The 20189-nt window shown below is 59.1% G+C and carries 16 protein-coding genes; 6 read left to right on the top strand and 10 right to left on the bottom strand.

The window, feature by feature from the left end; translation table 11 throughout:
- Positions 1–213: 213 nt before the first annotated feature.
- Positions 214–930, top strand: a complete 717-nt coding sequence (locus AD944_RS09725; RefSeq protein WP_052427102.1) for a TetR/AcrR family transcriptional regulator — start codon at positions 214–216, stop codon at positions 928–930.
- A 161-nt stretch (positions 931–1091) separates the two neighbouring features.
- Here the strand turns inward: AD944_RS09725 and AD944_RS09730 are convergent, their stop codons facing one another.
- A complete protein-coding gene (locus tag AD944_RS09730) occupies positions 1092–1484 on the bottom strand; it encodes a DUF4112 domain-containing protein (protein ID WP_045541679.1) in 393 nt (130 codons plus the stop codon).
- A gap of 161 nt (positions 1485–1645) precedes the next feature.
- Positions 1646–2053, bottom strand: a complete 408-nt coding sequence (msrB, locus tag AD944_RS09735; RefSeq protein ID WP_045541661.1) for a peptide-methionine (R)-S-oxide reductase MsrB — start codon at positions 2051–2053, stop codon at positions 1646–1648.
- Between the two features lie 326 nt (positions 2054–2379).
- Here msrB and AD944_RS09740 point away from each other — a divergent pair, with 326 nt between their 5' ends.
- Positions 2380–3852, top strand: coding sequence for a cryptochrome/photolyase family protein (locus tag AD944_RS09740; RefSeq protein WP_045541662.1), 1473 nt, complete (start codon positions 2380–2382; stop codon positions 3850–3852).
- Here the strand turns inward: AD944_RS09740 and AD944_RS09745 are convergent.
- The 4 genes from AD944_RS09745 to AD944_RS17080 form a co-directional block, all read right to left on the bottom strand.
- Positions 3849–4601, bottom strand: coding sequence for a helix-turn-helix transcriptional regulator (locus tag AD944_RS09745; RefSeq protein WP_045541663.1), 753 nt, complete (start codon positions 4599–4601; stop codon positions 3849–3851). The two genes, AD944_RS09740 and AD944_RS09745, sit on opposite strands and share 4 nt — an antisense overlap.
- Positions 4602–4658: 57 nt before the next feature.
- Positions 4659–5324, bottom strand: coding sequence for an acyl-homoserine-lactone synthase (locus AD944_RS09750; protein ID WP_045541664.1), 666 nt, complete (start codon positions 5322–5324; stop codon positions 4659–4661).
- 25 nt (positions 5325–5349) lie between these two features.
- Entirely contained in the window at positions 5350–6483 is a 1134-nt protein-coding gene (locus tag AD944_RS09755) for an energy transducer TonB (protein ID WP_045541665.1), read from the bottom strand.
- A gap of 122 nt (positions 6484–6605) precedes the next feature.
- Entirely contained in the window at positions 6606–6767 is a 162-nt protein-coding gene (locus AD944_RS17080) for a hypothetical protein (RefSeq protein WP_169794907.1), read from the bottom strand.
- Positions 6768–6822: 55 nt separating this feature from the next.
- On the opposite strand from AD944_RS17080, the gene AD944_RS09760 reads away from it, so the two are divergent.
- A complete protein-coding gene (locus AD944_RS09760; protein ID WP_045541666.1) occupies positions 6823–7476 on the top strand; it encodes a hypothetical protein in 654 nt (217 codons plus the stop codon).
- Positions 7477–7551: 75 nt separating this feature from the next.
- The gene (locus AD944_RS09765) at positions 7552–9774 is read left to right on the top strand and encodes a TonB-dependent receptor (protein ID WP_045541667.1); all 2223 of its coding nucleotides are present in this window, start codon (positions 7552–7554) and stop codon (positions 9772–9774) included.
- A gap of 102 nt (positions 9775–9876) precedes the next feature.
- On the opposite strand, the gene AD944_RS09770 is transcribed toward AD944_RS09765, so the two are convergent.
- The 3 genes from AD944_RS09770 to AD944_RS09780 form a co-directional block, all read right to left on the bottom strand.
- Positions 9877–11034 (bottom strand): aldo/keto reductase, encoded by a 1158-nt coding sequence (locus AD944_RS09770; RefSeq protein ID WP_045541668.1) that lies wholly within the window; start codon positions 11032–11034, stop codon positions 9877–9879.
- Positions 11035–11212: 178 nt separating this feature from the next.
- Positions 11213–13426 carry a TonB-dependent siderophore receptor gene (locus tag AD944_RS09775; protein WP_045541669.1) on the bottom strand — a complete coding sequence of 738 codons (2214 nt, stop codon included), beginning with the start codon at positions 13424–13426 and terminating at the stop codon, positions 11213–11215.
- A gap of 288 nt (positions 13427–13714) precedes the next feature.
- Positions 13715–14494, bottom strand: a complete 780-nt coding sequence (locus tag AD944_RS09780; protein WP_006559132.1) for an AraC family transcriptional regulator — start codon at positions 14492–14494, stop codon at positions 13715–13717.
- A 644-nt stretch (positions 14495–15138) separates the two neighbouring features.
- On the opposite strand from AD944_RS09780, the gene AD944_RS09785 reads away from it, so the two are divergent.
- The gene (locus AD944_RS09785) at positions 15139–15597 is read left to right on the top strand and encodes a DIP1984 family protein (RefSeq protein ID WP_045541670.1); all 459 of its coding nucleotides are present in this window, start codon (positions 15139–15141) and stop codon (positions 15595–15597) included.
- A 266-nt stretch (positions 15598–15863) separates the two neighbouring features.
- Here AD944_RS09785 and AD944_RS09790 read toward each other — a convergent pair whose 3' ends face one another.
- Positions 15864–17318, bottom strand: a complete 1455-nt coding sequence (locus AD944_RS09790) for an NAD-dependent succinate-semialdehyde dehydrogenase (protein ID WP_035379939.1) — start codon at positions 17316–17318, stop codon at positions 15864–15866.
- A 390-nt stretch (positions 17319–17708) separates the two neighbouring features.
- Between AD944_RS09790 and AD944_RS09800 the strand changes: the two genes are divergently transcribed.
- Positions 17709–20180, top strand: a complete 2472-nt coding sequence (locus AD944_RS09800) for a TonB-dependent receptor (RefSeq protein ID WP_045541680.1) — start codon at positions 17709–17711, stop codon at positions 20178–20180.
- Positions 20181–20189: the final 9 nt, after the last annotated feature.

Consider the following 20189-nt stretch of genomic DNA (forward strand, 5'->3'; position numbering starts at 1 on the left):
ATGAAAGAGAGATCAGACCAGCCATTCCGTGTGCTCCCCCTGTAACCCCTGGCCACTTCTCCCATATACAGGAGGCAGGATACGCCTATTGAGGATGAGATCCGCACCCGCTATGGCGAACATTACCCCCCAAGGGGCAGCGCAAGCCGCCCTTCCCTCTGTTCGAGTTCATGCCTGATGCCAAAACCAGAAAGGACGACCGCCCCCCTTGATATGGCGAACCCCTGCCTTGAGGGGAAAAAACGCCGGTGTGGCCGCCCTACCCCGCATGATACAGAACAACTGGACCAGTATCTGCTGGAGATAGCCGCCGGGCTGTTTGTGCAGTATGGCTATGCCGGAACCTCGGTGGACCAGATTGCCCGCAAGGCCTCTGCCAGCAAACAGACCCTCTACCGGCGCTATCCCTCCAAGGAAGAACTGTTCAAGGCGGTTATCACCAATCTGACCGCCTCCGTGCTGCGCACCATAGAAGAAACGCCCCTGCATAACCCGTTGCAGGAACTGCGCTACGTGATGGGCCTGCTGCTGGACCTTATTCTCCAGCCGGAATCTCTGGGTACCTATCGTATCCTGATTTCAGATGCATACCGCTATCCGTCCCTGATTGCACATGCCACCAACACCATCGGCATGCCCATTCATAACTGTGTGGTGCGGCTACTGAAGGCCGCAGAAGACGCAGGCCAGATCGAACCCGGCAATGCAGATGACACCACAGCCAACCTGCTATGCGGGCTGATTACCGGCCAACCTCTGGAAGATGCCTTGTTCGGCCTGAAACCACTGGAATGCTGTGTGGAACGGCTGGAGTATTTTGAACGCGGTTGGGCTCTCTTTCTACGTGCTGTAGGCGGAAAGCAGGAGACATGCCCCATAGCCGCCACCCCACCAGCCGCGTTCCCCTACAAAAAAACCGCCGCATCCTGACCGCTTAAGTCAGGAGCGACGGCTTCTAAAGCAGCGTGACATGAGAATGGCTGACTGCCCTGCTCCCCCTATTCTGGCTGATGCAGCCTACCTTGACATACTGCACAAGCCCCTCTTTTCACTTGGATTTCCGGTGAGTGCCCTTACCGGTGTTCAACGCGTTACGGACGCAGGCCCAGCGCCTGTTCCATCAGGGCCACGTTGCGCAGGTTGGCTTTAAACGCAGCGTCAAACAGATCCCCCGCCACAGGCACGGTATCCACCACCGTTTCCAACACGATATTGGCAACCATCCGGCCCAGTACTGATGTGGGCAGGCGCATACGCCATGCTTCCCACACAATATAGAGCGAGACCATTCCCATGATCACGCTCCCCCCTACGGGTAGCAAACCCACTATGGCGTCCACCCCCAGCCGGAAGCGTGTTCCCGGCACACGAAAGGCCGCATCCAGAAGCCACGCAAGCCGCTGCACCCGGCGCAGGCGCTGGGCTGTCTCAGCCGTAGAAGAAGAAGCAAAACCGTTTCCGGCAGTCGCATGAGCGTATGTCATACCCATGCAGATGGGCGAACACAGTGTCCATTTCAAGAGGCGCGACAGTGTTTCCATGTCCCTGCCCGTCCGCCCGTAATTTCGGCTTAAGGCTGGAATGGTGGGTGGCAGGCGGCCGCCTGCGTTTCCGAGGGTTGTCACACCAAAACTGCGTGCTCTACTCAGGCAGGATGAAAATCAAGCGCCAGACCGTTCATGCAATAGCGTTCACCTGTTGGCGGTGGACCGTCAGGAAACACATGGCCGAGATGGCCCTTGCATTTGGCACAATGTACTTCCGTGCGGATCATGCCGTGGCGAGTATCCCGGGTGGTTTCCACAGCGCCTTCAAGAGGGGCGAAAAAGGACGGCCACCCGCTGCCACTTTCGTATTTGGCATCAGACTCAAAAAGAGGCGTGCCACATCCGGCACAGTGGTAAATCCCGGCCCGCTTCTCATCATTCAGCGGGCTGGAACCGGGGCGTTCCGTGCCATGCTGGCGCAGAATACGCTCCTGCTCCGGTGTCAAAGGCTCCCGTGGTCCACAGCCAGAGGATGTGCAGCTTTCCGGTTTCTCTGAAACTGCCATATCTTACTTATCCTTTTTGTCTCGCCGCGCGATGCAATGCCGCATGGCCCGTGTTCTTTTCCAATATAGGGTGCGCGGCCCCGGTGCAAAACGCCAGCCCACTGCCCGGCAACCTGACACACCTGCCGCAACAGCCAGTGAGTCACTCACTGGCACGCCCAAGCCCCCTACATCCAACGCAAGACCTCCCCGTGCAACGCACTCCTTCCGCAGGTGTTCCATCGTGATGTGTGAAGGAGCGCAGCCCTCCGGCAAGAAGGCTCCCCGCATCGCTGCATCGCCCCGCACCGGTTGTCAGGGCCCAGACTTGCGGGCACTCTGGCCCCATGAGTGCTGAAAAAACCCGCCCCTCCGTGTCTCCTGTCCTGGTGCTGTTCCGGGACGATTTCCGTCTGGCGGACCACCCCGCCCTCTCAGGCGCATGCGCCACGGGGCAGCCCGTTCTGTGTGCGTTTGTGCATGACCCGGAAACCACATGCGGGGACGCCATTGGCTGGTGGCTGGCCAAGGCCCGCATAGCCCTTGAAAACGCGCTTTCTGAACAAGGAGGCACACTGCACCCCCTTTCCGGCAACCCCCCGGATAGTGTCGCCGCGTTTGTAAAAGCTGCTGGTATTGAAAGCGTGTTCTGGAACCGCCGTTATGACCCGACCGGCAAGGCGCAGGACACGGCCCTCAAGGCTCATCTGGAGCAGCAGGGCGTGAGCGTCCACTCCTCCGCTGCCCGGCTTTTGCATGAACCGTGGACCATTCGCACCGGGGCGGGAACGCCTTACCGCGTCTTTACCGCGTGGTGGAAAGCCGCCCGCGCCATGGGGGAACCTGGCCGCTGCCTGCCCGCTCCGCAGCATATCCCCTTTGCCGCTCTACCCAAGGCCGCGCAGGCACTGACTGCGCACGCCGTGCCGTCAGTCCCGCCGCTTCCAGAAGGGGCGGATGCTGCGGAAGCCGACTGGCCGTGCACGGAAGCCGACGCGCAAGAGGTTCTGGCCACATTTGTTGACGATAATCTGGCCCATTACATTCAGGAGCATGACCGGCCGGACAAGGATACAACCTCCCGCCTCTCGCCCTATCTGCGGGCGGGGCTGCTGTCTGCCCGGCAGGTGTGGCATGCTGTGCGCGCCGCCGCCACTACGCCTGCTCTGGCAGAAAACGCCGAGAAATTTCTTAGCGAACTCGGCTGGCGGGATTTTGCCTGGATGCAGCTTTTTTATGAACCTGATCTGGCATGGCGCAATCTGCGCCCGGAATTTGACCATATGCCATGGCAGAAAAGCCCCGCCCTGCTTGCTGCCTGGCAGCAGGGCCAGACCGGTTATCCGCTGGTGGATGCGGGCATGCGCCAGCTTTACGCCACAGGCTGGATGCATAACCGCGTACGCATGGTTGTGGCCTCTTTCCTGACCAAACATCTGCTGACAGACTGGCGGGAAGGCGAACAGTGGTTTCAGGCCCGGCTAGTGGATGCAGACCCGGCCCAGAACGCCATGAACTGGCAATGGTGTGCTGGCACGGGCATTGATGCCTCACCCTGGTTCCGTATTTTCAACCCGGTGGGGCAATCTGAAAAATTTGACCCTACAGGTGCATATATCCGCACATGGGTACCAGAATTACGGCAGATGCCGGACAAGCTGATCCACACCCCCTGGAAAGCGGATGCTACCCTATGCCGCCAGATTGGCTTTACCCCTGGCAAGAGCTACCCCAACCCCATAGTGGACCTTAAACTGGCCCGTGGCATTGCGCTTGAATGCTGGAAAAACCTGCCAGCCCGCAAGGAGAGCGGGGGTTAGATCAGCCCACGCCGGCGGGCAATCTCTGCCGCGCGGCTGGTACAGGTAGCAGCCAGTTTGTGGCGGGCCACGCGCAGGTAAAGGCGCACTGCGGGTTCTGGCAATTTAAGGGAACGGGCAATGTCCTTGCCCAGCAATCCCTCGGACGCCAGCTTCAGGCAGTCCCGCTCTGGCTGGGAAAGGTCCAGCGCGGCTTCCTGCGCCACATGGGCCAGCCGGGCAAAGGCTTCATGCACATACACGCCTATTGTCTGATAATCCCGCACGTAGGCCATCCGGTTGACCCCGGCAAAAGCGGCGGGGTCCGTGCTGGTAATGGTGAACAGGGCGGTCTGCCCTTCCACACCCCGCACCGGCAGACTGAGGGCGGCCTTCCCCAACCCAAAGTCATGGGCATCATCAAACAGTTTTTTCTGGGCCGTATTCTCAATGCTCAGATCCCGCCATTCAAACGGCAGCATTGCTTCCTTACCCAGATGCACCACAGGGTCCACTTCCATGTATCCCTTGCGCAGATAATGCGTAATCCATTCTTCAGGGTAGGTTGTAAAACCGGGCTGGAGATTACCCTCCTCCCGGCCGAGGTCTCCCATATAATGGTAAACGATATGAAACAGGCCGCCCTTTTGCGGCAAGCTCTGCACAATCGTGTTCAGTTCCGGCAGGGAAGCTGCCTGCGTGATTTCTGTCAGCATCTCCTGCAACACCACAGGGCGCATCTGCCGGGAGGATGATTTCAGTTTCAACATAAGCGTTTCCTCTGCTGCCTTGCATGGCGGCTGCCGGGGGTTATCCTTATCAGCGCGTTAGAATGGCATGGCCTGGCGTTCCGCCATATGGCGCAGTGCCAGAGGGGAAACATCCCACAACCCCAGGCATAGCTCCCCGTCTTCCTCGCTGGTCTGTGCAAGCGTGCTGGGCTCCCACCCGATACGCCGGAACAGCCGCCCCATGTTCTTGCCGTAAATACCGATAATCTGCTGCACACCGTTTTCCAATGCCGTGCGGCACAGGGTTTTTGAGGCATCAATGGTGCTGGCACGCCCTGCCGGGCTTATGCTGTCTCCTATACCGCATAGGCAGCTACATTCCCACACATGCGAGCTGGCAATATCGGGGCACGGTTTAAAACGGGCCTGAAAATCACAGCGCAGCATGGTCGGCCCGGTGGTGGGCAATACCCGCATAGAGGCCGAATGTTCCCCCTGCTCATTCAGGGACACAATATAAAGCGGGTTATGTTCGCGGTCGAACGTGTCTTCCTGCGGGCGGGCAAGAAAAGGAGATGTCGCGCTATCCCACCCCTCGGCCTGCATGGCACGGGCCTGCATCATCTTGTTATACGCATCAGCATACTGATGCCGTTGCGCGTGAGAGAAAACATACACCATGAGCCCGTCGCCCTGATCAAAATCTGGGGCACTATACTGCACTGGTTCAGACGCGCTCAATGTATCAAACTGGACACACATCTATAAAATAAACTTTATTTACACCTTAACGAATGTGAAATCCCACCGGAATACGCCCCACCATGGGGGCGGATGCTGGGGCGGCGCAGTGGAGACCACGGGCGGCGGTCAGTGCCTGTGCATCCAGATCATCATACCCGCTGCTCTGCGTCAGCCGGGTTCCGGCAATGGTCCCATCCGCCGCCAGGGTAACCTCCACCACGGCCTCCCCTTCTTCATGCAGATGGCGGGCCATGGGGGGATAATGTGTCTGCGGTGGAGTGCAGACCAGAGTGCGAGCACCGCTCCCCTTGGCGACATGCGCAACAGATGCCGCCGCCGCAGACGGACCATGAGAGGCCTGCGCTGCCGCAACGGACGGCGCGGCCTGAGCCTGAGCCTGAGCCTGAGCCTGAGCCTGAGCCTGAGCCTGAGCCTGAGCCTGAGTGGGCGCCACCTTGGCTGGCTGCGCAATAGAAGAAGCCGCTGCATTTGCCGCAGGGGCAGGCGGTGATGCCCCCGCCATGGACGGCGGCACTTTATTGGCTGGCATCATGTGCGTAGCGTGAGGCGGGTGCTGATGCTCGTGTGGAGGCACCGGCTGCGGCTGCCGTAAGGCGAGCGGTGCAGGCACGCCCTCCGCTGGCAAAGCGTCTGTCATGGGCGGAACAGGCGGAGGGTGCGCGGGCGTGGGTGCCGCGTCCAGCGGGGCTGCAAGTGCCTCTTCCGGCATAGCCATAGCGTGCTGAGGCTGCTCAGCCGGATGATGCATGGGATGAGCCTCACGGGGCAAGGCTGGCGGATGCTCCGCTGGCGTGGATGGCTTCGGCTCCTCTGATGAGTGAGGCGGCACAGGCATGGGTTCGGGCGGATGTGCGGTCTCTGTCTGCGCCGCAGCCGGGGCCGGGGTGCTGGCGGGCGTTTCAAACACCATCTCCACCGCTTTCTGCCCCGGTGCCTGAGGAGGAAGCGTGTGCAATGTCACCAGCAGGCAGGCGGTAATCACCCCATGCCCTGCCACCGCCGCCACAAAGGCCAGACGCCCGGCGCGCCGGGTGGCGCGCTGGCGGGCGGAGAACTCCGCCCCCTGCGGAAACGCCAACGGAGGACAGATTTCAGGCGCGCGCACGTCTAGCGTCAGCCCACCATTGTCCTGCCCCAGTCTAGCCTGCGGTTTCACCCGTCCGCGTTCCTTATTTTGTTGCCCTGCTTTTCAGGGCCTGCCCCGCCCATACCCAAACTGCAAGGCTGATCCCCACCACGGCCAGTCTGGCCCCGACTCCTCGCCTTCATGCTGGCGGATCAACCACCAGTGCCAGTTCTACGCCCACTTTCCATGCCGTCCGCCTGAGCGTTTTGTGCAATTTTATCGCTCTGCCAGCCGCCTTCAATCAGAAAGATCACATTCTCGGCAGCCACATGTTTGACACAAAGCCTGCGGCAGACAAATAAAGAAAGATGCACGCCCACACGGGCCAGTCCTTACAGAACCGCACACACTGGAGTCCCGGCCGCTCTGATGTTTCGCCACACCCACTCTTTACAGACGCTGCTGAAATGGCCGCTGGTGGTGGTGACACTGGTAGGCTTTCTCGGCCTGCTGGCGCTTCAGAGCTTTGCACAACCGGATGAACTGCCCCGCGCAACCATAGCCCGCCTGCTGGGCGTAGATATTGCTGCCCCCATGACCATGCCTGATGAGGACATGGATGCAGCCTCCTCCGGTACCGCGTTCTCAGACACGGCCCAGAGCAGTTCGGCCCTTCATGCTGGTGGAGAATTTTCCGCAAGCCACTCCCCCCAGGCCTGGTCTTCTGGCGGCGATGCCGCATGGGAGCCGTCCTCGCAGGCATCTTCTCCATCAACAGCGGTCCATCGCCCAGCATTACGGAGCGCCAACCAACACCACCACATGATGGCGGCGCAGGCCCGGCAGATGGCTGCGGCCATGGCGGGCAAATCTACCCAGCCGCATTCCGGCCACCATCATCATGGGGCGGAGGGGTGTCCGCTCTGCCCGCTGCTCTCGCTGCCAGCGGCGCTTCCCATGGCCGTACTGCTGGTGCCCCCGCCCGTTCTGCGGTGGATGCGGCGCGGCAGCCATGCTTCCACCCCACGCGCACCGCCCAGCGTTCCGCTTGGCCTGCCGCCCTCACGCGGGCCTCCTGCCTGAACAAAGCCTCTTCGCGCCCTTCCGGCCCCACGACCGGAAAAGGGTTTTGCACGCTTTGTTTTCAGGATTGTTCTTATGATCACGCTTATCAACCCACGCCGCGTACCGGCGTGGGCGTGGGTTATTGCCGCGGCGTGCGCGGCCCCCACCGTCTCCGCCGCGCAGGCGCAAACAACGGCTGCGCAGGTCAGCGCCAGCCAGAGCAACGCGGCCTCTGGCAGTTCTGTTGTCACCCTGCCCCGGCTGGATATCTCAACGGATGAGGAAGAGGAAACCTCCCTCTCCGATGCCCCGCTGACAGCGTCCTCGCCCGATGCCAGCTCACAGCGCATGTCCCGGCTTTCCAGCCCGGATGTGTCCTCGCTGTTCCGTAACCAGCCGGGGTTCAGTTCCTACGGCGGCGGGCGGCTGGCCAACCTGCCCGTGCTCAACGGCATGGCGGATGATCGCGTCGCCACTATTGTGGATGGCGTGCGCATCTCTCCCGCCTGCCCCAACCACATGAACCCCGCCCTCTCCTACATTGATCCGGACAGCGTGCAGACTGCCACCAGCATTGCGGGCCTGACCCCTGTCAGCAGCGGGGGCGACAGTCTGGGCGGCACCATTGATGTGGAACGGGCAGACCCACGCTTTGCCCGCAAGGGAAAAATTCTTGTGACAGGCCGGGTGCGCGGTACCTACCGCAGCAATGGCGGGGCCTACGGGGCTTCAGGTTCTGTCACGGTTGCCAATCATCTGCTCAGCATCCGCTATACGGGTTCTTATGATCAGTCCGGCAATTATCGGGGGGGCGCGGGCATGGGCACCGTGCACTCCACCAATTACCTGACCTATAATCACGCCGTAACGGTGGGCCTGCACAAGGACAACCATCTGGTGGCCATTACCGTGGGGCAACAGGACACCCCGCGTGAGGGCTTTGCCAACCAGTATATGGACATGACCAACAACCGCTCCACCTTTGTAAACGGTAAATATACTGGCTCGTTCGACTGGGGCACGTTTGAAGCCCGTGGCTACTGGCAGCGCATTACCCACGCCATGGACATGCTGGCGGACAAGGGCGGCCATTCCGCCACCACCGGCATGCCCATGAACAATGACTCCCGTCTGGCGGGTTATTCGCTCAAGGCCACCATACCGCTGGGGCGTTTCCACACGCTCAAACTGGGCAGCGGGTTTGACCATGTGGGGCTGAATGACTGGTGGCCCCCGCTGCAAGGCAGCATGATGATGGGGCCGGACACCTACCACAACATCAATAACGGCCACCGCGACCGGCTGGGCCACTATGCCGAGTGGGAAGCCCACTGGACGCCGCGCGTTTCCACCCTGCTGGGGTTCCGCAATGATCTGATCATGATGAACACGGGAGACGTGGCCCCTTATTCCTGGACCGGCATGATGAACATGACGGACGCCATGGCCGCCCGCGCCTTCAACGCCCGCAACCGGGGGCGGACGGATGTGAACTTTGATGTCACCGCCATGGCCCGCTGGAAGGTAACGGACAGCTTTACGCTGGAAGGCGGCTACGCCCGTAAATCCCGCGCGCCCAACCTGTATGAACGCTATGCGTGGGGCCGTGGCACCATGTCTTCCAGCATGATCGGCTGGTTTGGCGATGGCAACGGCTATGTGGGCAACATGGATCTGAAGTCAGAAATCGCCAACACGGCCAGCGTGACGCTGGACTGGCATGACCCCACTGCCGCCAACCGCTGGGGCCTGACGGTGCAGCCCTATTACAGTTACGTGCACAATTACATCAACGTGGTGCAGCTTCGCACCTTCACCAACGGGCACCATCTGCTGCAATTCGCCAACCACAATGCCCAGACCTACGGCATTAACGCCTCCGGCCATTACACGCTGTGGGACACAGCACAATACGGCAAGGGTGAAGTCACCGGCGTGCTCAACTGGGTGCGTGGGCAGGATGAAGTCACGCATTCCGGCCTGTACCACATGATGCCGCTTAACGGCACGGTGGCGGTGCATGAAACGGTTGGTCACTGGACCGGCCGGGTGGAGATGAACTTTGTCAAACCCAAGGACACGGTGGACTGGCTGCGCGGCGAACCCCGCACCGCAGGCTATGCCCTGCTAAACCTTGGCGGCAGCTACACATGGAAGATGCTGACGCTGGATGCCGGAATTGATAACGTGCTCAACCAGCCCTACTACCTGCCGCTGGGCGGTCTCTCTCTGGGCGATACACGCTATATCGGCACCACCCGCGCCCTGCCGGGCATGGGTCGCTCCTTCAACGTGAGTCTTTCCGCCACGTTCTGAAGCCACACCTTCCCTGCCTGCGCAGAGAAAGAGCCCGCAGGCAGAGAGTGAAACCGCCTTTACGGCAGCCCCGCACCGCCCCGGTTCCACCTCCACCTGATATTAGGAGGATGCTGGCACCGGTGCGGCCTGTGCAATCAGCTTTTTCTGTTTGAGGTCATCCCACAACGCGGGTGGAATTGAAACCTCCATGGAGCGTGCGTTGGCCTGCATCTGTGCCGCATTGCGAGCCCCCGGAATAACGGCAGCCACACCGGGATGCGCTGCCGCGAACTGAAGCGCCACCGTACGCAGATCAACCCCATGCTGTTTGGCGATAGCCTGCATTGCTGACCGCTTACGCGCCATTCCGGTCGGGATGGTCGCTTGATAGTCATACCGATCACGCCCCGCCGCATAGCCTGCGTTCAGGGGTGCCCCCACCACAACCGAAATGCCGCGCGGTGCAAGGGCGGGCAATGTGTGCGCCAGAGCCTCATCATGCCGGAAGAGCGAATACTGCGTTGCCAGCAGAACAATGTCCGGATCACCAATCTCAATGGTCCGCAGAACAGCCTGCGGCGTATTTACCCCCAGCCCCCACGCCTTGATCAGTCCTTCCTCCCGCATTTTGGTCAATGCGGGAATGGCGCCTTTGGCGGCCTGATCGAAATAGGTTGTCCATCGGTCTGCCATGTCCTTGTTCTCAGGCGAGAGGTCATGAATATAGACAATATCAATTCGGGAAAGACCTAGCCTCTGCAAGCTATCTTCCACAGAGCGCCGTACACCGTCCGCACTGTAATCATAGCGATAGGCAAAGGGGGATGGGTCATGCCACATGGTGCCGGCAGGTGGTTGAGGAGCGGCTGTCAGCAGACGCCCCACCTTGGTGGAAAGCACAAATTCATCCCGTGGCCGCGTATGCAGAAAATGACCGAAACGCCGCTCGCTCAGACCCAGACCATACCAGGGTGACGTATCAAAATAGCGAACACCAGCCTCCCACGCCGCTGCCAGTGCGGCCTGAGCCTCCTCATCCGAGCACGCTGCAAAGCCATTGCCAATCGGCACCCCACCAAGGCCCAGACGTGTAGGAGGGCGAAAGCGCTGGCCTGTTTGCGCTACATTGAGCGGCAGCGCGTTGCGCGTCACGCGCCCCATGGTGGGTGTGACATCGCCCGGGTTCTGGGTGCCCTGCGCCTGCCCCGACCGGGGCATCAGGGCTGCGGCACCGCCCAGAGCAGACAGGGCGAGCAGAGTGCGTCTGGTAGCTGTCATCGCGTCCTCACATCATCTGTATGGTCTTTTAATGCTTTCTCTCGATGATGGTTCGATACGATCAACGCATGATGGTCAGAAAAGCATGCCACCCAACGGCAAAAACGCGCGGCCTTCATAAAGACCGCGCGCTGCCCGTTAGAAGATAGTTTTGAAAATGGCTGTTTTTAGAAGAGACTTACCAACTGTACCCTATGCTGGCCTGTGCGTTGCGGCGTTCTCCGTAATAGCAGTATTGTCCATCAGACCCATAGGCAAAGCAGTTGGCGATATAATGCCGGTCAAAGAGGTTACGCACACTTGCTGACGCCTTCCACCCCCGAAGCGAGTGGGAGAGGTTTGAAAGATCATAGCTGACGGAAGCATCAAACAGGGCATATTGCGGCAGCCACACGCTTCCGTAAGTGGCTTCCCCACCATAGACCTTTGCCGAATAGCGCATGCCACCACCAAACCCCAGACCTTTCAGAGACCCAGACGGCATGGTGTAGAACGCAAACAGGGAGGCATTTCCCTTGCCCGACTGGATCAAGGGTTTTCCGGTTGAGTCATCCTTCACCTTCTGGACGCTGACGGCGGCCGTCAGCATCAGGTTACGGAAGGGCTCCGCGTGGGCTTCAAACTCAAACCCGTCCGAATGAACCAACCCGCTTTGCACGCTGTAACCCGTGTTGGGAACGGAAACCAGCACATTGCTCTGTTCAATATGGAAGCCAGCGGCTGTCAGCAAAACAGATGTTCCGGGAATCTGATATTTCAGCCCCCCTTCAAGCTGTTTGCCAATGGATGGACTGGCCTGATGCTCTGTTGTGCCGCCATCATTGGAGACATTGCCCGATTGCGGCTGGAAGGACGTGGAGTAACTGATATAGGGCGCAAGACCGAAATCAAAGTGATAGAGGCCAGAGGCGCGCCATGTAATCTGGCTGGCATTCTGCCGGGTATCAGTTTGGTTAATAGACTCGATCTGACGCGAACGGTACCAGTCATTACGGATACTGCCTGTTACAATAAAGCGTTTCCAGCGAAGCTCGTCCTGCCCATAAGCACCAATCTGGTGGGAATTGGTCACGTATTTCAGATAAGGGTCCAGATTGGGAATGATCATGTGATAGTCGGGGTGCAGCACGTCCAGATCAGGCGCATCGGCGTAGGCTTCCGCATCCCTTGCCTTCTGCTGCATGTAGTCAAACCCGAACATCAACGTATGGCTCAGCGGGCCGGTGCGCACATGCCCCTTGAACTGACTGTCAAACGCCAGGTTATAGGTATGCTCCTGCGTGCCGTAGGCGGAGCGGGACAGCATTTGGCCACTGGTGCCATCGTCACTGTCATAATAGCCATTATTATAAACACTACGGTATATGGTCCGGATATCATCATACCGGCCCCGCGTGCTGAAACTCCAGTCATCATTGAAGCGATGGTTGAAGATATAGGTAATGGCCCCCTGTCTGCGGTTAAATTTTTCTGAAGGCACGTCACCATCATAAAAATTGCGCGGCAGGAAACCATAGGATGCCCGCTTGAGAGACCCCACCAGCGGCAGACCGCCATAGGAACCGCTTTCCGGATCGTACTGATAATTCCCCAACAGTGTCAGGGTGGTTGGTCCGTCTCCCCCGAATGTAAAGGAGGGGCTGATGCTGAACCGTCTGCTTCCCGTCTTGCTCAGTTGTGTGTGCTGCCCATTCACGGTGCCGTAAAGCCGGTAGCGCACCTGACCATCATTTGTTGCAAAACCGCCAACATCAGCATCAACACGGTAGAGGTCGAACATGCCGCCGGTTGTGTTGACGCTTCCATAAAACCGTTGATCTGTCGGCAATTTACTTGATAGCGCTGTCAGGCCGCCGGGGCTGGATTGCCCGTACAGGGCTGACGCAGGCCCTTTGAGAAGTTCAACACGCTCAAGGCGGAAGGTATCGGTCTGGGCTACAGCAAAACCCGTCGGGCTATCCTGAAACTTCAGCCCATCAAGAAAGGTTGGTACAGTAAAGCCGCGCAGATCAAAAAGATCATAGCGTGTCCCTTCCCCACCACGTGTATCAGCAGTGACACCTGCGGTGTAGCGCACGGCCTGATTGAGGGTCAGCACGCCACGCGTATCCATCTCGTCCCGCGTGATGACGCTGACAGACTGCGCTGTCTCGACGAGGGGCGTATTTGTTTTTGTGGCGGCAGAGGCAATGGTTGAGCTTTTACGGCCCCGCACTTCAACCTGTTCTGACTCTGTGCCGCGCTTTTTTGCCTTTCTGGTCGCGTGTTTTCCGGATGGAGCGTTTCCCGTTTCCTGAACCTCGTTGCTTTTTTTCTCCTGATCAGCCGCCAGAGCCGTATCATTCAGGGCGAAGAAAAAAAGAAGCGTATAGATGATCCTGCTGCGCTGCATACCCAACTCGTTTCATGACCAACTGCTCCCGCAGGCGGGGAGGTGATGGATATCTGTTTTTAAGAATGATACTTAGTTGCGCACATAACGGCGTTTGGAAGGTGCATCAAGCAACGAACCCGTCCTTGGCCCGAATGCGAGCACATTCTGCCTGATCGCCGATATCGGGCCTGCCCGAGATGGGAACCCGGAAGGGGGTATGAGCGTAAAGATCAGGTTTGGGATGGTGGTTGGAGACTCAGCAGAAACAGCCCCGCCACTGGCCCGCGGGTCAACGCCCCCTCTGTTTCAGGGGCGCGATAGCGGTGCTGAGCCAAAGCGTAGCGTGCTGGGCGCAACGCCGAAGGTACGGTGGAACATGGTGCTGAAGCTGCCGGCATTCTCATAGCCAAGATCAAACGCAACTTCCGCGATCGACTGGCCAGCCGCAATGCGGGATGCGGCTTCTATCACACGCACCCTGCGCCGCCATGCGGCAAACCCCATGCCCATCTCCACCTGAAAAAGGCGGGTGAACGTACGCCGCGCCATGCCCGCCTCCCGCGCCCAGTGGTCAATATCGTGGCAGTCCCCCGGTTGGGCGATAATAGCCTCACACACCCGGCGCAGGCGGTGGTCCATCGGAAAAAGTACCCGCTCGGCAATGCGAGGTGCGCGGCCTATTTCATCAACCAGCAGCCGGGCTATGGCGGACATGCGCTCATCCATGGTGAAATCAAACCGCATGGCAATGATCTCATCCACAAGCCCGCGCATCAGGGAGGAGACATCAAACATCTTGCACGCAAGATCTGCCCCGATAAGGGACGGATCAACATAAATGACCTGAAACACCAGATCGGTCCGGCAGGTGGCTTCATGAAGCGTGTTGGCGGGAATCCACATCCCCTGACCGGGGCCGAGCACGAAACTGCCGGTTTGCGTATTGACCGTAACCGTCCCGGCTTGAAACACCGAGAGTTGCCCGCGATCATGCGTGTGGAAGCCATCCACAAAGCCGCCAACATAGCAATCCGAAAAGCCCACAACAGGCGGGGGATGGCGCGGAAGATCAGCCGTGCGTTTCATGATGCTACAATCCAACCCGTATGGTGGCAAAAATGTCCAGCGAGAGAAAAATAGCCCGTGCCTCATCAGCGTTCGTCGGGCGGATTATCATGCGTTGCCAGCGTTCTGCCAAGGCCATTCCGCCATTCAGAGGACAGACACTTCCCTGCCCCCATCCCAAGCCCTCACTTCCGCTTGGGAAGACCCGCTAAACCGCGCTACACACTCCGCACCTGCCTGGCAGCGTCCGGCCCGGCCACCCCGTTGAAGCGGCGGTAAGGGTTCGGGTTCGGTTTCTGCCTTTGCCTTTGACATACATAAGCACTGTTTCTGACTGTTGCTCTCTCCGCTATTCGCTCGGTACAGGGAGCCAAGACCGTGAACCTCCGCGCTCCAAAAAGAGGGACTGCGTGTGTCGATCTGGACCACACCCGAAAACGAACTCAGCCACAGCACTCAACGCGGCGGGATCGGCCTATATGATTCACGTGAAACCATCCCACGTCTCCCATAGGGCAGTTTTACCCACGGCCCCACAACTGGGAAATTGGCTGCCATACACCTGTTCTGTTCCGCGAGAAGCTACCCCAACATGACGAGCCTGGACGCTTGCCAAGACACCACCCCCAGCATAGCGTGGCTTACAAAACGGAAAGGATACCCTGATGAAGCTTGCTGAAGCCCTTGTTCTGCGTGGAGATCTTCAGAAGCGGCAGGGGCAGCTTCATGCACGCATCAAACGGAATACATTGGTGCAGGAGGGAGAGCACCCGGCAGAAGACCCCAACGCCCTTCTGACCCAGTATGAAGAAAGCGCGCTGGAACTGCGCACCCTGATCTGCGCCATCAACCACACAAACGCTCATACCCCGTTTGAAAGCGGCACCATGACAGACGCACTAGCCGAGCGTGACCGCCTGCGCGCTCTGGTGAGCGTGGTGCAGGACATTGCCAGTGCCGCAACCGTCACCCGCGCGGCCCAGACACGTTCTGAAATCCGGTTTGTGCCCACCATGAACGTGGCGGCCCTGCAGAAGAAGGCAGACAAACTCTCGCGTGAATTGCGGGATCTTGATGTGAAAATCCAGTCCGCCAACTGGACGGTGGACCTTATGACGCTATGATACGCGCCGTCGGTAACTGAGAAACAGAAAAGCGTGTTCGACCCCCTCGGAAGGGTTAGACCGAGACTCCTGGGATGGCGAGGGGCCGCCTGCGGTTCAAATCCGAACACACCGCATGCCTTGCACCGAGCACACCAGAACAGAGCACTGCTCACACTTTACAACCATGAACAGGTTTCTGCTTTTTCAGTGAGGGTGGGTACGGGGACACAAAAAAGGGCGGCCCGAAGACCGCCCCTTCCTTATTGCACTGCATGCAGCGTGGATCAGAAATCCGCCTTGACGTGCTGGCTGGACACAAGCTTGAGAATGGTGTGGGCGCGCAGGGCTTCCGGCCCCCCTTCCGTGCCGTAACCGGAATCCTTGATGCCGCCAAACGGCACTTCCGGCACACCAATGCCATGGTGATTGATAGCCACCATACCGGCTTCCACAGCCTCGCCCAGCAGGCGCTGCGTGCGCTCGTTACGGGTATAGGCATAGGCTGCCAGACCGTAAGGCAGGCGGTTGGCTTCCTTTACCGCATCTGCCAGATCCGTGAATTCAGACACAATGGCCAGCGGGCCAAACGGTTCTTCCTGCATCACGCGCATGGACAGGTTGGGGTCCAGCACCAGCGTGGGGGGGAAGAAGCAGCCCTCGTTGGGTAGAGGCGTTTCAGCCTGCCAGATCTTGCCGCCTTTGGCGCGGGCATCTTCCACCAGTTCCTGTAAGGCTTTTACGCGGCGGGGGTTGACCAACGGGCCAAGCGTCACACCATCATCCACGCCACGGCCAATTTTCAGGCTGTTCATGCGGGCCTGAAACTTTTCCACAAACGCCGGGGCAATGCTTTTTTCAAGCAGGAAGCGCGTGGGGGCAATACACACCTGCCCTGCATTACGGAATTTGGCCGCAGAAAGCCGCTCGGCCGCAACATCCAGATCCGCATCCGCGCAGACAATAACCGGCGCGTGGCCACCCAGTTCCATAGTGACGGGCTTCATCTGCGCACCAGCCAGAGACGCCAGATGCTTGCCCACCGGCGTTGAGCCAGTAAAGGAGATTTTCCGCACCACCTGATGCGCAATCAGATATTCCGAGATTTCAGCCGGGTCGCCATACACCAGAGAGACAGCCCCTTCCGGCACGCCTGCATCCAGAAACGCCCGCAGCAGTTCAGCGGGAGATGCCGGGGTGTCTTCCGGTGCCTTTACAATCACGGCACAGCCCGCGCCCAGCGCCGCGCCCAGTTTGCGGGCAATCTGGTTGATGGGGAAGTTCCACGGTGTAAACGCCGCCACCACGCCAACAGGCCGGTGCAGCACGCGCTGTTCTACATGGCGCACACGCGGCGGAATGAGCACATCATTCAGGCGGCGGCCTTCCTCACCAAAATAGTCAATGACACCGGCAGCGCCCTTGATCTCAAGAATAGCCTGCTCAAGAGGCTTGCCCTGCTCCCGGCTCATGATCCGGCCAATGCTCTGGGCGCGTTCACGCAGCAGATCGGCCGCCTTGCGCATGATCACAAACCGATCCCACGCCGTAAGGGCGCGCCAGGCGTCAAACCCCTTGGCCGCGCCTTCAGCCGCCTGCGCCAGATCCGCCTTGGAGGCATGCGCCACCTTACCGATCTCCTCCCCGGTGGCGGGGTCCTGCACCGGCAGGGTACGGCCGCCCTCGGCATCCCGCCATTTGCCGGATATCAGAAGCTGTACGTTCAAGAATTCATCTGACATGCGCATCTCTCATAATCTGGACAAGCGAGCCACCATGACGCCGCCTTTTGGCACTAGCAGAGAGCACCATCAGCCCGCAGATGCAAGCGGGCACCCGTCTGCGGGTACGCCACGGCGCAGCACAGGAAACCGTCCGGGGTTTCCATAAGCAGGACGTGCCTGCTCCTCCGGCAACATCACGTGGCCCGGATAGAGTCACAACGCGCAAGCCATCCACCCGTTCCGGCTGTCAACCCCGGAATGACTTTTCCATTTTTTTCATGATGTGACTGTGACACGAACGCCGCACACCCGCACAGAACGGCCTTTTTCATAAAAGTGTCACTCTTATTCAGCGGCTTTCATTTTTATGAAGCAGGGGCTTCTAACCATCCAGGGCACAGCATTTTCATGCACTTTCTGTCTTCTCCCCGTCGTACAGCTCTGTGGTTGTTCTGTTCTCCACTGGCGTTTTCCGTGGCCCATGCGGCTACCCCCTCCAAAACGCATCATACGTCTCGCCATGCGGCGCAGGCGGTCCCGACGGCTACCCCGGCAGCCCCTGCCGCCACCCCTGTGGCCGCGGCACCCGCAGCCGTTACCCCGCGCAAGACTGGTGGCGCACGCAAAGCCACCCACGCCAGCGCGGAAGAACAGATTATTGCCACCGGCCGCCACAGCCGGTCTGAGCAGACGGTGGGCCATATTCAGATGCAGCGCACCCTGCCCGGCATCAACCCCATCAAGGCCCTGCAAATTCTGCCCGGTGTTGTGTTCAACAATGCGGACCCATGGGGCAATAACGAGCAGAACTCCTCCCTGTTCATCCACGGGTTTGCCAAAAACCAGCTTGGTTACACGCTTGATGGCATCCCGCTGGGGGATCAGGATTACGGGAACTATAACGGCCTCTCCCCGCAGCGCGCCGTTATCAGTGAAAATGTGGGCTCTGCCTCGGTCTCCACCGGCGCTGGCGCACTGGGCACGGCCTCCACCAGTAACCTTGGCGGCACGCTTGAATTCTCATCGCAAGACCCAAGACACCAGTTGGGCGGCCAGTTGAACCAGACCTTTGGTAGCTGGTCCACCTTCCGCACCTTTGCCCGTATCGACACGGGTGATTTTGGCAACGGCAACTCGGCCTATGTCTCCTGGGCGCGGCAGGACGCCCGCGCGTGGGATTTTGCAGGCCATCAGGGCGGCAATCAGGTTAACACCAAATTTGTGCATCAGGACGAGAAAAACAAAATCAGTGTGTTTTTTGACTGGTCTCAAAAAGTGGAACCCAATGAAGACGGTATTGTCATGCCCAACGGGGGCTCCCTTTACGTGCGGCCCTTCATGTATCCCAACCTGAATGAAGCCATCAAATATTATCAGAATTCGCCCGCCTATACCTCTGCGGGTCTGAACTACCGCAACTATTACTCCGCCGCGCAACGTCAGGATTACCTGATGTACGCCAACTGGCACCATGATTTCAGTAACAACCTGAAATGGGACACCAACATCTATTATCATCATGATCTGGGTGAAGGTGTTGTGGCAGGCCCCATTACGGCAGCAGGGCTGCCCACGCTGTTCTCTGCCTATTTCCCCAACCAGTCCTCCTCCCAGCTTTCAGATGTATTTGGGGGCTCCGGCATGGCCACCCGCACCACGGAATACTGGGATAACCGGGGCGGTATTACCAGCACGCTGCGCTACCATGTTGGCCAGCATACCATTGAACTGGGCGGCTGGTATGAACGCAACAACAACACGCAGGCGCGGCGGTGGTATCCGTTTGATGTCAACAACCCCACCACCCCTTATGAGCGCCAGCAGAACGCCTTAATCAACCAGTACACCAACTATTTCTACACCAACACCTGGACCACGCATTTGCAGGATACGTGGAAGATTTCAAAGAACTTCACGCTGAATGCCGGTTTCAAGTCTGAACTGGTTTACACCAACGGCACCTTGCCCGTGGCGGGGCTTCCGGGCTCCCTTTCCCCCAGCACGGCCATAACCGTGCCCGGTGGTACCATTGCTTCTGTCCGGCCATTTCTGCCCGCCTTTGGCGCGTTGTGGAACATCACGCCGCATGAACAGTGGTTTGCCAACATTCAGGAAAACATGCGCTCCTTTGCGGCCTCCGGTTATGGAAACGCAACCCCATGGGGTGTTACCAGTCAGGCAGCGTTTGAAGACTTCAAGAACCACGGCAAACCAGAAACATCCTGGACATATGAAACAGGCTTCCGGACCAACCGGCACCTGAACGCCGGGCCTTTGACAAATATCAGCGGCCAGCTTGAATATTACCACGTCCACTTCTCAAACCGTCTGCTGGCCGTGGCCTCCACCCAGACACTTTCCTCCATTGTGGGCAGCGCCACCACACTGACCAACGTTGGCTCCGTCTCCACAGATGGGATGGATTTCTCCTTCACCGCGCAGTTCGGGCCGCATTTTTCATTCTATAACGCGCTGTCCTACAACAAATCCGTTTATAACGATAACTACATGAACGGCGCGAACGTGGTGCACACCGCAGGCAGGAACGTTGCGGGCGTGCCCAACTGGACCGAAAAATTTGTGGCCTCCACCCGCTGGGGCAATTTTGATGCCCAGTTTATTGGCGATGTGGTTGGCAAACGTTACACCACCTTCACCAATGATCTGCACGCCAGCGCTTACGCCCTGTTCAGCCTGAACGCAGGGTATGACATCAAGGGTATTCCGCATATCCGCTCCCTGCATGTGCAGGGCAACATCACCAACCTGACAAACGAGAAAGGCTGGTCCACCCTGAACACCAACAACGCCGCTGGCCAGTACACCGCCTTCCCCATTGCGCCGCGCATGTATTTCCTTACACTCAGCGCAACGTTCTAAGGGGTTTTA

The sequence above is a fragment of the Acetobacter tropicalis genome (assembly GCF_001580915.1).
GTDB classification, from domain to species: domain Bacteria; phylum Pseudomonadota; class Alphaproteobacteria; order Acetobacterales; family Acetobacteraceae; genus Acetobacter; species Acetobacter tropicalis.

Excerpts from the sequence above, each read along its gene's own strand:
- AD944_RS09725 (WP_052427102.1), top strand. The coding sequence starts at position 214 with ATGGCGAACCCCTGCCTTGAGGGGAAAAAACGCCGGTGTGGCCGCCCT.
- AD944_RS09730 (WP_045541679.1), bottom strand. The coding sequence starts at position 1,484 with ATGACATACGCTCATGCGACTGCCGGAAACGGTTTTGCTTCTTCTTCT.
- msrB (WP_045541661.1), bottom strand. The coding sequence starts at position 2,053 with ATGGCAGTTTCAGAGAAACCGGAAAGCTGCACATCCTCTGGCTGTGGA.
- AD944_RS09740 (WP_045541662.1), top strand. The coding sequence starts at position 2,380 with ATGAGTGCTGAAAAAACCCGCCCCTCCGTGTCTCCTGTCCTGGTGCTG.
- AD944_RS09745 (WP_045541663.1), bottom strand. The coding sequence starts at position 4,601 with ATGTTGAAACTGAAATCATCCTCCCGGCAGATGCGCCCTGTGGTGTTG.
- AD944_RS09750 (WP_045541664.1), bottom strand. The coding sequence starts at position 5,324 with ATGTGTGTCCAGTTTGATACATTGAGCGCGTCTGAACCAGTGCAGTAT.
- AD944_RS09760 (WP_045541666.1), top strand. The coding sequence starts at position 6,823 with ATGTTTCGCCACACCCACTCTTTACAGACGCTGCTGAAATGGCCGCTG.
- AD944_RS09765 (WP_045541667.1), top strand. The coding sequence starts at position 7,552 with ATGATCACGCTTATCAACCCACGCCGCGTACCGGCGTGGGCGTGGGTT.
- AD944_RS09770 (WP_045541668.1), bottom strand. The coding sequence starts at position 11,034 with ATGACAGCTACCAGACGCACTCTGCTCGCCCTGTCTGCTCTGGGCGGT.
- AD944_RS09775 (WP_045541669.1), bottom strand. The coding sequence starts at position 13,426 with ATGCAGCGCAGCAGGATCATCTATACGCTTCTTTTTTTCTTCGCCCTG.
- AD944_RS09780 (WP_006559132.1), bottom strand. The coding sequence starts at position 14,494 with ATGAAACGCACGGCTGATCTTCCGCGCCATCCCCCGCCTGTTGTGGGC.
- AD944_RS09785 (WP_045541670.1), top strand. The coding sequence starts at position 15,139 with ATGAAGCTTGCTGAAGCCCTTGTTCTGCGTGGAGATCTTCAGAAGCGG.
- AD944_RS09790 (WP_035379939.1), bottom strand. The coding sequence starts at position 17,318 with ATGTCAGATGAATTCTTGAACGTACAGCTTCTGATATCCGGCAAATGG.
- AD944_RS09800 (WP_045541680.1), top strand. The coding sequence starts at position 17,709 with ATGCACTTTCTGTCTTCTCCCCGTCGTACAGCTCTGTGGTTGTTCTGT.